Source organism: Mycobacteroides abscessus ATCC 19977, assembly GCF_000069185.1.
Lineage (GTDB): Bacteria > Actinomycetota > Actinomycetes > Mycobacteriales > Mycobacteriaceae > Mycobacterium > Mycobacterium abscessus.
Window position 1 is genome coordinate 4371541 of record NC_010397.1, and the last position, 15981, is coordinate 4387521.

General features: G+C 64.7%; 14 protein-coding genes. 6 read left to right on the forward strand and 8 right to left on the reverse strand.

What is annotated here, in order from left to right; genetic code table 11:
* Positions 1-53: 53 nt before the first annotated feature.
* From MAB_RS21775 to MAB_RS21795, 5 genes are all read right to left on the reverse strand, one after another.
* Positions 54-1394, reverse strand: coding sequence for a UDP-glucose dehydrogenase family protein (locus MAB_RS21775; protein ID WP_005080026.1), 1341 nt, complete (start codon positions 1392-1394; stop codon positions 54-56).
* Between the two features lie 97 nt (positions 1395-1491).
* Positions 1492-3156 (reverse strand): DUF7159 family protein, encoded by a 1665-nt coding sequence (locus MAB_RS21780; protein WP_005112279.1) that lies wholly within the window; start codon positions 3154-3156, stop codon positions 1492-1494.
* 116 nt (positions 3157-3272) lie between these two features.
* On the reverse strand, positions 3273-3842 hold the full coding sequence (dcd, locus tag MAB_RS21785; protein ID WP_005064104.1) for a dCTP deaminase: 570 nt from the start codon (positions 3840-3842) through the stop codon (positions 3273-3275).
* 50 nt (positions 3843-3892) lie between these two features.
* Positions 3893-4558 carry a L,D-transpeptidase family protein gene (locus MAB_RS21790; RefSeq protein WP_005114730.1) on the reverse strand — a complete coding sequence of 222 codons (666 nt, stop codon included), beginning with the start codon at positions 4556-4558 and terminating at the stop codon, positions 3893-3895.
* Positions 4559-4601: 43 nt separating this feature from the next.
* Positions 4602-5318 (reverse strand): L,D-transpeptidase family protein, encoded by a 717-nt coding sequence (locus MAB_RS21795; protein ID WP_005064102.1) that lies wholly within the window; start codon positions 5316-5318, stop codon positions 4602-4604.
* A 35-nt stretch (positions 5319-5353) separates the two neighbouring features.
* Between MAB_RS21795 and MAB_RS21800 the strand changes: the two genes are divergently transcribed.
* Complete coding sequence (locus tag MAB_RS21800; RefSeq protein ID WP_005078157.1) at positions 5354-6253, forward strand: alpha/beta fold hydrolase; 900 nt, start codon at positions 5354-5356, stop codon at positions 6251-6253.
* Here the strand turns inward: MAB_RS21800 and MAB_RS21805 are convergent.
* Positions 6243-6656, reverse strand: a complete 414-nt coding sequence (locus MAB_RS21805; RefSeq protein WP_005080021.1) for an MmpS family transport accessory protein — start codon at positions 6654-6656, stop codon at positions 6243-6245. The two genes, MAB_RS21800 and MAB_RS21805, sit on opposite strands and share 11 nt — an antisense overlap.
* A gap of 77 nt (positions 6657-6733) precedes the next feature.
* Between MAB_RS21805 and MAB_RS21810 the strand changes: the two genes are divergently transcribed.
* From MAB_RS21810 to MAB_RS21830, 5 genes are all read left to right on the forward strand, one after another.
* Entirely contained in the window at positions 6734-8161 is a 1428-nt protein-coding gene (locus tag MAB_RS21810; RefSeq protein ID WP_005095163.1) for a DoxX family protein, read from the forward strand.
* 60 nt (positions 8162-8221) lie between these two features.
* On the forward strand, positions 8222-9517 hold the full coding sequence (locus MAB_RS21815) for a glycoside hydrolase family 27 protein (protein WP_005112281.1): 1296 nt from the start codon (positions 8222-8224) through the stop codon (positions 9515-9517).
* Between the two features lie 140 nt (positions 9518-9657).
* Positions 9658-10551 (forward strand): formylglycine-generating enzyme family protein, encoded by an 894-nt coding sequence (locus tag MAB_RS21820; RefSeq protein WP_005112282.1) that lies wholly within the window; start codon positions 9658-9660, stop codon positions 10549-10551.
* Positions 10552-10640: 89 nt separating this feature from the next.
* Positions 10641-11444, forward strand: a complete 804-nt coding sequence (locus MAB_RS21825; RefSeq protein WP_005078164.1) for a transglutaminase-like domain-containing protein — start codon at positions 10641-10643, stop codon at positions 11442-11444.
* 162 nt (positions 11445-11606) lie between these two features.
* Positions 11607-14114, forward strand: coding sequence for an arylsulfatase (locus MAB_RS21830; protein ID WP_005112283.1), 2508 nt, complete (start codon positions 11607-11609; stop codon positions 14112-14114).
* Here the strand turns inward: MAB_RS21830 and MAB_RS21835 are convergent.
* Entirely contained in the window at positions 14111-14383 is a 273-nt protein-coding gene (locus tag MAB_RS21835) for a DUF2218 domain-containing protein (RefSeq protein ID WP_005080013.1), read from the reverse strand. The two genes, MAB_RS21830 and MAB_RS21835, sit on opposite strands and share 4 nt — an antisense overlap.
* 103 nt (positions 14384-14486) lie before the next feature.
* On the reverse strand, positions 14487-15953 hold the full coding sequence (locus tag MAB_RS21840; protein ID WP_012296744.1) for a S1C family serine protease: 1467 nt from the start codon (positions 15951-15953) through the stop codon (positions 14487-14489).
* Between the last annotated feature and the right edge of the window lie 28 nt (positions 15954-15981).

A 15981-nucleotide genomic window follows, 5' to 3' on the forward strand; every position in this document is an offset into this window, starting at 1 on the left:
TGCCGGAATTCGCCGAAATTCCGCACGTTTGAGCATGTTCGCGGGAATGCGGGTCAGGTGTGGGCCAGCTCTTCCACTCGCTTGCCCAGGCAGAACACTCGCCATCCGGCGTTGACCCACTTGGCGGCATCCAGGCAATTACGCCCGTCCACAATAACTTTGGTGCGCACCACCTTGGCCAGCGCATCCGGATCGAAGTCGACGAACTCCTGCCACTCGGTGAGCAGCAGCACCGCGTCGGCGCGGTCGGCGGCTTCCAGAACCGAGGTGGCGTAGTTCAGCGTCGGGAACAGGCGGCGCGAATTCTCCAGTGCCTTCGGGTCATAGACGTTGACGGCCGCGCCGTTAAGCTGCAACAGTCCGGCCACGTTCAGCGCTGGTGAATCACGGACATCATCGGACTCGGGCTTGAACGCCGCGCCCAGCACCGCGACATTGGCGCCCAACAGCGATCCGCCGCATGCCTTGGTCGCCAGCTCCACCATGCGGGTGCGCCGCCGCATGTTGATGCTGTCCACCTCGCGCAGGAAGGTCAGCGCGTGACTGGCTCCCAGTTCGCCCGCGCGCGCCATGAACGCCCGGATGTCCTTGGGCAGGCATCCTCCGCCGAAACCCAGCCCCGCATTGAGGAACCGCCGGCCGATTCGCGGGTCGTAGCCCAGAGCGTCGGCCAGCGTGGTCACGTCCGCACCCACCGCCTCGCATACCTCGGAGATGGCGTTGATGAACGAGATCTTGGTGGCCAGGAAGGCATTGGCCGAAACCTTCACCAGTTCTGCGGTTTCCAGGTCGGTGACCAAGAACGGAACTTCTTCATCGAGGATCGGCCCGTACAACTCGCGCACCAGTTTCTCGGCGCGGTCCGAATCCCGCTGCACACCCAGCACAATGCGGTCGGGGTGCAGCGTGTCCTTGACGGCGTAGCCCTCACGCAGGAACTCAGGGTTCCAGGCCACCTCAACGTCCACTCCTGCTGCCGCGAATCCTGCGGCCCGCTGGCCCAGTTCGCGTGCGGTGCCGACCGGAACCGTGGACTTGCCGATGATCACCGCCGAGCGCGACAGTAGGGGCACCAGGGTGTCGATCACCGAGTGGACGTGACGCAGGTCCGCGCCGTACTCACCCTTCTTCTGGGGGGTGCCGACCCCCAGGAAGTGCACATCGGCGAACTCGGCGGCTTCGGCATAGCTTGTGGTAAAGCGCAGGCGTCCGGATGCGATGTTGCTTTGCAAGATCTTTCGCAGTCCGGGCTCGTAGAACGGGATGTCGCCCGACGAGAGTTTGGCGACCTTACCCGGATCGATGTCGACGCCGAGCACCTCGTGGCCCAGCTCGGCCATGCATGCGGCATGGGTGGCTCCGAGGTACCCGGTTCCGAATACGGTGCATCTCATACTGCCTATATAGGCCGCCAGGGTTAGCAACCTGAATACGCCGCACCATCGGTGTCCTAACGCCGGGTGTACGGCGAAAACCCTTGTGAATCAGGGATTAACGCCCGCCAAACGGCCAGGGGAATCCCGAGTTCGAGCCGCCGCCGGATCCGCCGCCGTGCGAGCCGCTATTGCCGCCCCAACCACCCCGCGAGCCACTGTCGGAGCCACCACGGGAACTTCCGCTGTCACCCCAGCCGCCGCGGGAACCGCCGTTGTCGCCCCAGCCACCCCGCGAGCCGCTGTCGGAGCCACCACGGGAATCTCCGTCGTCGCCCCAGCCACCACGACCCGAGCCACCGCGTGAGCCGCCGTGGGACCCGCGATCGGAGTCACCACCACCGATCGGCGGCAGACCAGGAATGGAGATGATCGGCGGCTGCTGTGTTTGGGCGGGCGGCGTGTACCTCGGACGGTCGCGGTCCGGCCACCACGGATTCTCCTGGCGGCGCGGCGGCTCCCATACCGGAGGGAACAACGGGATCGGTACCGGCACCACGGCAGGCGGGGGTGCCACCGGCGCGGGCTGTTCTTCGGGTACGGGAGCCGGCGCGGCCGGTGCCGGCGCCTCCGGTGCGGGGGCCGGCGCCTGTGGGGCGGCCTGGACTGGCGCGGGGGCCACCTGCTTGGGCGCCGGTGCGGGATTGTGCTGCGGTGCCGGTGCCACCACCTGCTGCACCGGGGCGGGCGAGACCGCGGGCGCCGGTGCCTCTACCGGGGACGGCGGCGGCGCGGCTTGTTTGGGCGCCTCGGCCGGTAACGGATTCTGCACCACGCCGCGGTCCGGCGACGATGGCCCTTGATCCACCGTGGAGCGCACCGTCACCGTCAGCGAAACGGCAAGCGCTATCGAGCAGATACCGAAAACCAGCAGCAGCGGCGCACCGACCAGCAAGAACGGCTTACGTTCGGCCGGCTGGTCATCGAAATCCTCGAATTCACGGAGCTCTGTGTTGGCTTCCCCGGCGCTTTCGGTAACCGCATCGGGGTGCGCAAACCCCGTTCCGGTGGGTCCCTCCAGCGAGTAGGCCTGTCCCAGCAGCGCGGTGCTGGCTTCGAAATCGGGTTCCTGCGCCGAGGCCAGCGCGGCACCGCGGGCCAATGCCAGCTCGGGCTGGTCCGGGGAATTCACTGGCAGCGCGATCGCATCACCCAGCGACTCGGCCAGATCGGAAACGTCGGTGCCCAGCCCCAACAGAAACACGCCGTCGGGGGCGTTTTCCTTGCCCTTGAGCGGATTGACCAGATTGGCCAACACCCCCGAGGTGACTCCCGTGATCAGCGGCTCACTGGCCAGGCCGACTATCGAACCGTCGGCGGAATCGACCACCGCCAGCGTCGCGGTCTGCGGCTCGATCACCAACAGCGCCGACTTGTCATATCCGGTGACACTGCTGGCGGCCTTGGCCAGGGCTCCTCCGGCATGCAGCGCCGAGAAAAATTCGACGCCGTCGATCCCGCGGCTTGCCAGGGAGTCACGCAGTTCGGCGGCCTCGGCGTGGTCGCTCCACACCACACCGGTGGACACCAGATTGTGGCCACCGTCGAGCATTCCGTCGCGGGTACCCACGATCGCCGAGAGCACCTGTTCGGAAGTTGTTCCCTCACCCTCGGAAACAACGATGGTGTCGGTGTCGACGATCCTGCCGTCCGCGCCCGCTCCCTCGACCAGCACCAGGCGGGCAGTCGTCGGTGTCATCGAGACACCCAGCACGACGTCCACGTCAGATCCTCCGCTACATATCGACACGGTCACACGAACAAACGCGCCAAGGCCGTCAAAAAGTTCGAGTCATTGCCGATTATGTATCGGGCTGGCGCGCTTCCGCGTTACCCCAGCTAGGGGTTGATGAAGTTCTGGTAGGAGCGCGACGGGGTCGGACCGCGCTGCCCCTGGTACTTCGACCCTACCCCGGCACTTCCATACGGGTGCTCGGCCGGCGATGTCAGGCGCAGCAGACACAGCTGCCCGATCTTCATGCCCGGCCACAGGGTGATGGGCAGGTTGGCCACGTTGGAGAGCTCCAGGGTGATATGCCCGGAGAAGCCGGGATCGATGAATCCGGCGGTGGAATGGGTCAGCAGGCCCAGGCGTCCCAGCGAGGACTTGCCTTCCAACCGGCCCGCCAGGTCGTCGGGCAGGGAACAGACCTCCAATGTGGATCCCAGTACGAACTCACCGGGGTGCAGCACAAATGGCTCGCCCTCGGCCGGCTCCACCAGACTGGTCAGCTCGTCCTGACGCTCTTTGGGGTCGATATGCGTGTAGCGGGTGTTGTTGAACACCCGGAACAGGCTGTCCAGCCGTACGTCGATGCTGGATGGCTGGATGAGGGCGGCGTCGAGGGGTTCGATGCCGAGGCGGCCGGCGTCGAGCTCGGCGCGAATATCGCGATCGGACAGCAGCACGCGACGAGCCTACCGATCAGCCGCTTGGGTGAAGAGGCTTGGGCACGGCACTAGCGCCTGATGGCGATGACGGCTCCTGGCCGCAGCCAACCGATGAGCCGGACCAGCGCGGCGTCGTCGAGTGTCACGCATCCGGCTGAGGGGCCGCCGTCGGTCGCGTGCACAAAGAACGCGGAGCCGGCCCCTGGTACTCGCGATTTGTTGACGCCCATCACGATGGCGCGCGGGTAGCCGTCGAGTTCTTCACTCAGAGACGTGTCGAAGGTGCATGCGGACTCCGCGCAGCGCTGGTGGGTGTTGTAGTGAGGGCTGGCAGGATCTCCGTCCCACCAGTCGTCGGCGTCAACCTGCAGGTAGTCCAGACCGTGCGCGACCGATGGCTCGGTGCCGAAGGCGTAGTCGAGGCTGAACACTCCTGTCGGTGTGGCCGGATTATCGTCACTGGAAACGTCGGTGAACCCGGCGGAGCCGACGTCGGAGGGCAGGTCCCGTTCGACGGGTTCCCAGGCATCACCCTTTCGCTGCCAGGTACCGATGACGGCCTTGGTGCCACCCCTCCCCTGGACTTCCACGACCTGCCGCGCCGCGCCGACGGAGTCGGCGAACCACGGTGGCGGCGGTGCCGGGAGCACGGCGGCAACCGGTTGCACGGGCGTCGCACCGCAGGCCCCGGCAAGGAGCACAAGGCTCAGCGGTAACAGTCGAATCGGGCGCACCTATTCATGGTGATCGCCCAAGCTGGAAAACGCCTGTTAGTAACTAACCCTTAATGGCTATTACCGCGCCGGGACGCAGCCAGCCGATCAGTTTGACCAGCGTGGCGTCATCCAGCGACACACAGCCCGCGGTCGGGCCGCCGTCGGTGCTGTGCACGAAGAACGCCGAGCCCCCGCCGGGAACCCTGTCCTTGTTCACGCCCATCACGATGGCGTGCTTGTACTGCGGGATCGGCAGGTTCTCACTCTGTGCGGTGTTGAACGGGCACTCGGCCTTGGCGCACTGCTGGTGTGTGTTGTAGGTGGGGCTGTTGCTGTCTCCGTCCCACCAGTCGTTGGGCCCCACCTGCAGGTAGCGCAGTCCGCTGGGTGGCGGCGGCGCGGTGCCAAAGGCCCAGTCCAGGGAGTAGACGCCGTTGGGGGTGGCCGATGCCCCTTCCTTGGCCTTGTCGATAAACCCTGCCGAGCCAACATGCGCCGGAATCCCCGTCGACACGGTCTGCCATTGGCTGCCGTTGCGCTGGAACACGTCGATCTTGGCGTTGGAGCCACCGGCACCGTTGACCGCGATCACCTGAGTGGCGTTGCCGACGGACTGGGCGAACCAGGGCACAAAGGGCTCCGCGCCGGCGGGAGCCGCGAGGAGCACAGTAGCCAGGGCTAGTAGCGCCGCGCAGGGCAGCGTCAGAAGACGGAACACGGTTCCATCGTGGCCGATGTTGTTCTCGAATCCTTCAAGGTTGGGCAACGGTTTCACCACAGACAGCGCCGCGGACCGATCGGTATATTTCGGCCATGGACGCTGAGCTCGAAGAATGGAAAGCCGCCGGGCACTACTTCGACTACCTGGGATTCGACATCTTCTATCGGGTCGAGGGCAGCGGGCCGCCGCTGCTACTCATTCACGGATACCCGTTCAACTCGTGGGATTGGGCGCTCATCTGGCCCACGCTGGTGGAGCGGTTCACCGTTATCGCGCCGGACATGATCGGCATGGGTTTCTCTGACAAGCCCGTTCAATACGGATACTCGGTGCTCGATCACGCCGATATGCACGAGGCGCTCCTCTCATATCTGGGCATCGAGCGATTTCATCTGCTGACCCATGACCTGGGGAATTCTGTGGGCCAGGAGATGTTGGCGCGCTTCGAGTTCGAGCAGCAGTCACGTGGCCGGGTGCCCATCGATTCGGTGACTTGGCTCAACGGCGGCCTGTTCATCGAGGCCTACCGCCCCCGCATCGCACAAACGCTGATGTCGCGAACACCGTTGGGCGACTTGGTAAGCCGATTCCAGGGCACCCCGGTGACGCGCCGGATCATGGACGCCGCCGTGAGTGAGATGTTCGGCCCGGACACCAAGCCGTCACCGCGATTGTTGTCGCTGTTTCAGCAGGTGCTGGAGTACAACGACGGCGCCCGTGTCACCCACCAGGTGGGCCGCTTCATCAACGACCGCTACGACAACCGCAGCCGGTGGGTGCGGGCCATGCGTGAAACCGCCGTGCCGATGCGCATGATCGACGGGCCGATCGACCCCAATTCCGGATTACACATGGCCGAGCGCTATCTCGAGGTCATTCACGACCCCGATGTGGTGCTGCTCGACGACAACATTGGTCACTGGCCGCAGATCGAGGCACCCGAGGCGGTGCTCACGCACTTCCTCGAGCACATCGACAGGATTACGCCTTAGGCGGGGCGGTATCCAGGTAGGTCGAGAAGGTCGCGTAGTTGCAGTCCGTCTCACCGGTACCGGTGACGCTCTGACAGACCACCTTGTCGTTGAGGTAGATGCGCACCGTCACCGCGGAGTCGGGGTCGGCGGAAGCAGACCAGTTGGCCTTGACCTCAGCGTGATTGGGGGTCTTGGCGCCGCGGGAAATATCGCCGACGGTCGCGTCGACCTTCCACGGCAGGGTGACGCCGTCGGCGGGCTGCATCTCGGTGCCGTCCCAGTACTGGACGTTGGCCGTGGAGACGGTGGTCGAGACCACCTCGTAGGTCACCGTCTTGTCATCCGCGTGCGCCGCCGCCGGGAAGCTGAGCGCGCAGGCACAGGCCATGGCAGACGCGGTAAGTAGTTGACGGACGGTCATGAAACACCTCGGGATGTCAGTACGGTTTACAGATCGTTAGGCAGGCTACAGGGATTATCTGGGCGTCTGCTGAGGCCGTGCCCGAGGCCACTTCCGCCCGAACGCTTGAGCAAACCCCGACGCATCCGGAGTATGGGGTGATGAGCAGTCAGGGGGACACCGGCCCGCGCGACCCGGTCGGCGACGACAGCACCGGGCCGGGTTGGGGTGCCGCGGCGCTTATCGGTTTTCGCTTCGGTACCTGCTATTTCGGGGCGTTCGGTCTGGTGGTGGCGGTCGGCCTCATTCCCGTCGTCCTGAAGGGCGCAGGCGTCGACGGGCCGTGGTCGGTCATCCGCGAAATTTTCCACGCCGCACGGGGGCCGATCGCATGGATTGGCGAACATCTACTGGGCCTTCGCGTGCAGAGCGCCCAGGTCGGCAGCGACAGCGCCTTTCAGTGGACGGCACTGTTCTGCATCGCGTGCCTGGCGCTTGTGGCGACGGCCATCTGGACGGTGCTGGACCGGGACCGCCGGCGCTATGACCGCTTACAGCCGTGGGTGTGGGCAGTGCTGCGGCTGGTGCTCGCCGCGGCCATGTTCTATTTCGGAATGGCGAAGGTCATCCCGACGCAGATGCCTTTCGTGCTGAACCGCCTGGTCGAGCCGTACGGGAATTTCAGCCCCACCGGTGTGCTGTGGGCGCAGGTCGGGATATCACCGGCGTATCAGATGGTTCTTGGTCTGGCCGAGGTCTTCGGTGGTCTGCTTCTGTTGCTGCCCCGCACCACGGCGGCCGGGGCGCTGGTGTGCGTCGTGGACTTGACGCAGGTCTTCCTGCTCAACATGACCTACGACATCCGGCTGAAAACCGTTTCCTCCCAATTGTTGCTGTTGAGCCTGTTTCTGTTGGCCCCCTACGCGCGACGGTTGTTGACGGCGTTCTTCACCGATCGTGCGGTGCCTGCGGCCGCCACCACGCAGCTGTTCACAAGGCCCCGGGCCAACCGGATCGCGCTGATCGCGCAGGTGTGTCTGGGCGTGGCGTTGCTCGCCGCATTCGGCGCGCAGGGCTGGCAGCAATTCACCAGACCCACGCCCAATCTGTACGGCATCTGGCAGGTGGAGACCTTCTCGGCCGAGGGCTATTCGCGTGACCCGTTGTTGACCGACAAAATCCGTTGGCGCAGAGTGATATTCGACAGGCCATTCCATGTATCCGCCCCGGTGATGGTGACGGTGCAGCGCATGGACGATTCCTTCGAGGTGTACGGCGGCACCATCGACCCGCGTAGACACTTCATCGATCTGAGTCATCGAATTGAACTGGGCACCTACAAGGAGACCCCGACTCGAATCAGGCTCACGTATTGGTGGCCCGGGCAACCGGATCAGATGATTGTCGACGGTGACGACTACGCCGGGCATAAGATTCATCTGCGCGTCACCAGGATGGATCCGGCCTCGTTCCCGCTCGTGGAGCGCGGGTTCAACTGGGTGCAGGAGATGCCCTACAACCGGTGATCTGCTGTGAATCAGCTGGGGACCGTGCACCAACGAACAACTGCTCATAGCGTGTAAACCGTGAGCCGTGGCCGCCGTGCACTGATCCTGATCATGCTTGCGGTGATCGGCATCGTGGCAACGGTGTCGTCCGTTCACATTTTCCGCCGCCAGCCACAGCCCGGCCCGGCCATTGCCGGACTGGCATCGACTCCCCCACTGGGGTGGAATTCATGGAATGTGTTCGGCTGCAATATTGATGAGCAGCGCATCGAGCGGACGGCGCAGGCCATGGTGTCGTCGGGAATGCGCGATGCCGGATATCGGTATGTGGTGGTCGACGACTGCTGGTTCGATCCGCGACGCAACGCGTCGGGGGAACTGCGCGCGAACCCCGCCCGTTTTCCTCACGGCATGAAGGCAGTGGCCGACTTCGTGCACGCACGCGGTCTGTTGTTCGGCATCTACGCCAGCCCCGGCGAGGCTACCTGCGCGCAGAACGGCGGTTCGTACCCGGGCCGCACGGGCAGCCGGGGACACGAGATCCAGGATGCCCAGACCTTCGCACGGTGGGGCGTGGATTACGTGAAGTACGACTGGTGCGGACCACCCGCCGACGTCGACGAACTGGTCGACAGCTTCACCATCATGCGGGATGCGTTGCGCGCCACCGGCAGACCGATCCTCTACAGCATCAACCCGAACAGCGGCACCGTCATCCCGCCCAGCCGGTACGACAGCTTCACCGGGGTAGCCACCATGACTCGGGTGAGTCAAGACCTGGTACCGGCATGGGGTGCCATCGACGCCTACGACACCAGCCTTGGCGTCGTCGACGCGTTGGCCAACGCAGCAGGGCCCGGGTTCCGTTGCACACCGCAGCCGGGCTTCTTCTGCGATTACGACATGCTGGTCGCCGGGGCGCCACAGGTCGCGGGAATTGATCTGCCGCCGCTCAATACGGCCGAATCACGAGCACAGCTCGCCCTGTGGGCGGAATGGGGATCGCCTCTGATCGCGGGCAACGACCTGACACACATGCCCGAGGACATCCGTGCGCTGCTGATCAATCGGGATCTGCTTGCCATTGATCAAGATTCGCTGCGCGCGTCCGCGACAGCACTGGCGGGCAGCGGCGGAACCATTTGGACCCGGCCACTTGGCGATGGATCCACGGCGATCGTGATTGTGAACCGCGACGATGTCGCACAGCCTTTCCGGGCTGCGTTCAGCGCGCTGGGGCTGCCCAAAGCCCGGCGGTTCGACGTCCTCGACGTGTTCTCGGGACAACGGTCGGTGCAGCAGCTGACGTATCGCACCAGCCTGGCGGCACACGATGCCAGGCTGCTGCGAGTACGGGCGATCGGCGACCAATAATTGGTGCTGCGTGAGGTACTCGGTGACCGCTTCGACGGGCAACGCATCCCGCGCGATAACGCACGCCGCGTACCGGGTGCCCGGCTGACGGGTCGGCCTGCACGGTGGAATACTCGCCGCGTAACCGGAAACTGCGAGAAATGGAGACAGCGGCGGTGACACTGACCGAACTGGTGGAATTGCCAGGTGGGTCGTTTCCCATGGGCTGCAATGTCTTCTACCCTGAGGAGATGCCGGAGCGTGTCTCGTCGGTGGAGCCCTTCGCTATTGAACGACATCCCGTAACCAATGCCCAGTTCGCCGAATTCGTCACACAGACCGGTTATGTGACCGTCGCCGAAAGGGCCCCCGACCCGGACATGTACCCCGGCGCCTCACCCGACGATCTGGTTCCCGGTGCCATGACGTTCCGGACGACGGCGGGGCCGGTGGACCTTCACGATTGGCAACAGTGGTGGGACTGGGTGCCGGGCGCCTACTGGCGGCACCCCTTTGGGCCAGGAAGTGATATCGACGGCGCGGCCGAACATCCGGTGGTGCAGGTCGCCTATACCGACGCTGCCGCGTATGCCCGCTGGGCAGGAAGGCGACTGCCCACCGAGGCCGAATGGGAGTACGCCGCCCGCGGCGGGAGTGGCACCGTCTACGCCTGGGGCGACGAGGTGGCGCCCGAGGGCCGGCTGATGGCCAACACCTGGCAGGGCAGGTTTCCGTATCGCAATGACGGCGCCCTAGGGTGGCACGGCACCTCTCCCGTCGGCACGTTTCCCGCCAACGATTTTGGCCTGCTGGACATGATCGGCAATGTCTGGGAATGGACCTCAACGCGATTTCAGCACGGAGCCGGCGCACCTAAGTCGTGTTGCAGCCCTTCGGATAACCCGGATCCCTCGGTGATCCAGGTACTCAAGGGCGGATCGCATCTGTGCGCACCCGAGTACTGCCATCGCTATCGTCCTGCGGCGCGCTCACCGCAGTCTCAGGACAGTGCGACCACCCATATCGGATTTCGGTGCGTGGAAAATCTGGGGTAGTACCGCGGTAGCAAGCGGGCCGATGGTTCCGATGTCAGACTTATCCCGCCCCACGGCAACGCGCATCGTCGTTTTACGGGAGGACCGGCATGAAACGTGATATTCGAGCCCAACTCGATGTGGACATCTTGGAGCCATCCACATTGGAGTTTCAGGTCGCTGTGTCGCCGCTAACCGGCGCCGAAGTGTCGGAAGAACTGTCGCTGGAGCTGAACGGACGGCGGGTCGAGGCCCAGGAGGTCGCGGGCGAGCACGGAAATCGCATCCACCGCCTGCCTGCCGAGCGCGGCAACCTCAAAGTCTCTTACACCGCAACCATTCTTGGCCAAGCCGACGAAGTGCCCGTCGAGGCCGCGGACCTGTCGACGTACCTGCGCCCGAGCCGCTATGCCGAGGCCGACAAATTCTTCGGCTTCGCGGCAGCCGAATTCGGCGAACACACCGACCCTGCTGTGCTGCTGGAGAAGGTGTCATCCTGGGTCGGCGCCCGGCTGACCTACTCGCCGGGGTCCAGCGACCCCATTGATGGCGCCGTAGACACCCTGCTCTCGGGGGCCGGAGTCTGCCGCGACTACGCGCACCTGGTGGTGGCGCTGCTTCGCGCCGTCAAAGTGCCGGCCCGACTTGTCGCGGTCTATGCGCCGGGCTGCGATCCCATGGACTTTCACGCTGTGGCCGAGGCCGTCGTCGACAACCGTTGGCGAGTGGTGGACGCAACCTGCCTGGCACCGCGCCAAACAATGGTCCGCATCACCACCGGACGTGATGCCGCCGACACCGCTTTCCTGGATAACCATGGCGGGCAGATCGTGTTGAACGAATCCATCGTCGCTGCCGTGGTCGACGGTGAACTACCCGAGGACCACATCGACCACCTGGTTTCGATGCGATGACCTCTGGCCGGCGCGGCGCACTGTCGTATCCCGCCACAAGATCACCCGAAAAGGGGATGCCGGTACTTCGGTCGCCATTTAACCTCCGGGGAGCTTCACGAGTTCGTATCGATCTTCGTGATCACCACGCGGGGCTGGATCTTGAAGAGAAGACTGTGTGGCATGCACATCCCCGGAGACGACGCACCCGAACCGGAACAGAACGCTGAGCGCGGCAGACTGACCCGTCGTTCGATGTTGGGCGGCATCGCGGCGGCGGGTATGGGTGTCGCGGCAGCCTCGGCGCTGGTCGCCGGCTGTGACGACGACTCCTCCTCCCGCACTGACAGGAGCTCGGCGGCCGAGGAGGCCAATGCCGGCTTCAACGGGAAGATCGAACTGGACGTCCGTGATTCGAAGCCGGACTGGACGCCGTACGAGCTCAAGCACGCGCCCGACGGCGCACCTAACGTGCTCGTCGTGCTGTTCGACGACACCGGGATGGCCACCTGGTCTCCATACGGCGGGCGGGTCAACATGCCGACCCTGCAGAGGCTGGCCGACAACGGGCTCACCTACTCGCAATGGCACACCACGGCGCTGTGCTCACCAACGCGCTCATGCCTGCTTACCGGCCGCAACCACCACGTGAATCGCTTCGCCTCGATCACCGAGGGATCAGATGGGTATCCCGGCGCCGCCGGGCGGCTGCCCGCACAATGCGCCACGATCGGACAGGTGCTCCAGGACAACGGGTACAGCACGTTCTGGGTGGGCAAGAACCACAACGTCCCGCAGGAAGACGTCTCCTGTGGCGGCAGCAAGTCGGAATGGCCCTTACAGAAGGGCTTCGACCGGTACTACGGTTTTCTCGGCGGTGAGACCAACAACTGGTATCCCGACCTCGTCGAGGACAACCGCTTCATCGAGCAGCCGACCAGCCCGGAGCAGGGCTATCATCTTTCGAAAGATCTTGCCGATCAAGCTCTTCGAATGCTGCGCGATCAGCGGAACACCAATCCTTCCAAACCCTGGTACATGTGGTTCTGCCCGGGTGCCAACCATGCGCCGCACCACAGCCCCGCCGAATATGCCGACAAGTACCGGGGCAAGTTCGACGACGGCTACGAGGCGTACCGCGAATGGGTACTGGCCCGCATGATCGACAAGGGCATCATGCCCAGGGAAACCAAGCTCACCCCTATCAACCCGTTGCCCAACGACGTTGCGGTGGAAGCGGACTCAGTGCGGCCGTGGAACACGCTCAACCCCGACGAGAAACGTCTGTTCTCGCGCATGGCGGAGGTTTTCGCCGGGTTCTCCGAATACACCGACGCCCAGGTGGGGCGGGTCATCGACTACCTGGAACAGACCGGACAGCTCGACAACACCGTCGTCTTCTATTGCGCCGACAACGGCGCCTCCGGCGAAGGGTCGCCGAACGGCTCGGTCAACGAGAACAAATTCTTCAACGGTTACCCCGACGACCTTGCCGAGAACATGAAGTACATCGACCGGCTCGGCACTCCCGATACCTACAATCACTACCCCACGGGGTGGGCCGTCGCGTTCTCCACCCCGTTCCAGATGTTCAAACGCTACTCACAATTCTCCGGTGGCACCTGCGACCCATTAGTCATCCACTGGCCCAAGGGAATCAAGGCCAAGGGCGAGGTGCGTCACCAATATCACCACGTCACCGACATTGTGCCGACAATCTTGGACGTGGCGGGGCTGACGATGCCGGAGACGTATCGCGGCGTCGACCAATTTCCCGTCAACGGCGTATCCATGCGATACACGTTTGACGACAAGGACGCCGCCACCACCAAGAAGCGGCAGTACTACGCCATGCTGGGCACCCGTGGTATCTGGGAGGACGGCTGGAAGGCCTCCGCGTTGCACGCACCCATCAGCGGCAAGGGCCATTTCGACCAGGACAAGTGGGAACTTTTCCACGTCGACGAAGACCGTTCAGAATCAACCGACCTCGCCGATCAACACCCCGACAAACTCAAAGCTCTGATCGACGCGTGGTTCGAGGAGGCGGACAACAACTTCGTCCTGCCGCTCGACGACCGGCTGCCCACCGAACTGCTCACCATCGAACGGCCGCAATTCGAGCCGCGGCGCAATCGCTACCTGTACTACCCAGACGCCTCACCGGTGCCGGAGGGTGTGGCAGTCAACATCCGTGGCAAGTCCTACAAGATCGTCGCCAACACGGATATCAGCGCGCAGGCGCAGGGCGTCATCTTCGCCCACGGATCGCGATTCGGTGGGCACGTACTCTTCATCAAGGATGGACGGCTGCACTACGTGTACAACTTCCTGGGCATCAAGCCCGAGCAGGAATTCATCTCGGCCCCGCTGACTCCCGGTAATCGCACGCTGGGAGTAGAGTTTGTCCGCCGCGACAAGGGTCAGTACGGCGAATCATTGGGAACGACAAATCTTTACGTGGACGGAAAGCTCGCCGCTACCGGTCCCATGCGGACTCAGGTGGGCACCTTCACGCTCGCCGGTGACGGGCTGTGCGTCGGCTACGACAGCGGCGACAACGTATCGCCGCAGTACACCAATCCCGGCAGATTCACCGGCGGCACCATCAAAGTGGTCGCTGTCGACGTAAGCGACGAGTCGTTCATCGATCTGGAGAAGGAAGCACAGGCCGCCTTCGCCCGGGACTAGTCACCGATCCAGGTCAGCGTGAGCTCGTCACGCGTGCCGAACCGTTCCAGGTGCCGCTTCACCACATCGCCGAATTCCGGGGAGCTGGCCTCCACGTGCAACTCGCCGGGCTTGGGGCGTAGCACCGTGACCGCGCCGGGGCCCATCTCGATCTGCACGGCATCGTTTTCCAGCTCGGTCACCGTGCTCTTGGCCGCCCAGTGCTGAGCGAGTTGCTTCGCGTATCGCTCGGGACGATCCGTGACAATGACGCCGTGGACAGTGGACATGTCTCAAGTCTTCCAGGTCCCGGGCGAACATGTCAGTGCGGAGCGCTACCGATGGCCGCCCGGCGGTTCGTTACCTGAAGTTCCGTGCCCTCTTACGGCCCTCTTACGCTTCCGACTGCCCCAGGGTCACCTGGACGGTGCGCGCGTCGCCCGACGGGTCTTGGTAGGTAAGCGCCATGGTGTCCCCTGGCGCCTTGGCCCGCACCGCGGCGACCAGAGCGTCCGGCCCGTCGATAACCTGGTTGTCGACCTTGGTGATCACGGCGCCCTTGGGCAGACCTGCCGTGGCTGCCGCACTGCCGCGGACGATTCCCGCGACCACCGCACCGGGAGCGTCCTTGCTGGACGCGAGTTGAACCCCCAACGACGCATGCCGCACGGTGCCGGTGGAGACCAGTTCGTCCGCGATGCGCTTGGCTTGGTCCACCGGGATGGCGAAGCCCAGACCAATGGAGCCGGCCTGTCCGCCGCCCTGCGAATCCTGGCCGCCGGAGAGCGAGGCAATCGCCGAGTTCACGCCGATCAGATTGCCGCTCATATCCACCAGCGCACCGCCGGAGTTGCCGGGGTTGATCGCCGCGTCGGTTTGGATGGCGCTCATCACGGAACGCTGGCCGCTCTGGTCGTCACCGGTAGCGACAGGGCGATTGAGCGCACTGATGATGCCGGTGGTCACCGTGCCCTGCAGGCCCAGTGGCGAGCCGACGGCGACGACGTTCTGCCCCACCTTCAGATCTTTCGACGAGCCGATGCTGATGGGAGTCAGATCATTCACTCCCTGCGCACGCACCACCGCGATGTCATCGTCGGGGTCGGCGCCCACGACGGTGAACGGCACCGTGCGGCCATCGGACAGGGTCACGGTGGCCTTGACGCCGTCACCGGTGCGGGCCGAGGGCCGGACACCTCGCCCGTCGTAGTCGTCGGAGTCCCGGCCGTCACGCCCGTCCCGGTAGCCGCCCGGCTGCTGTTCGCCGGGGAAGATGCCGGGCGGCAGACTACCGAACTGGCCGCCGAATGGGCTGTCGGGCTCGGTCACCGGAGCCGATGGTTGGGCGCCGGGCGCGGCCGAGGCCACCACGTGGTTGTTGGTCAGAATCAGACCGTCGGCACTCAGCACGATGCCGGACCCCGATTCCTGCTGGCGGCCACTTTGGATCTGCAGTTGCACCACGCTCGGCAGCACCTTGGCAGATACCTCTTCGACCGAACCGGCCGCACCGGTGGCAGCTGGCCTACCCAGTGTTGAACCCGTTGCCGGGGAGGGTTTTCCGGCGACGGGAGCCGCCACCTGACCGGCGGGCGCCGCAGGCCCGGAGTGGTTCACCACGGCGAACGCGGTGGTGGCGCTGGCGACAACAGCCACCGCAACAGCACCGAAGGTCATTCCGGCCACACGAAGGCGTTTACGCGGCAAGCGGTTCGGAGCCAGGGCGTCACGATCCGGAAATGTTTCGCCGTAGGCGTAGCGCGTCCGGGTGGCCGCCGACGGACCATGCACCAGCCGGTAGCCGTGTGGTGTCGTCGGGAAATCTTCTGTGTACGGCGGACGCCCGGACCGATCGATCATTGCTGTTCCTTCTTTCTCAACATGCATC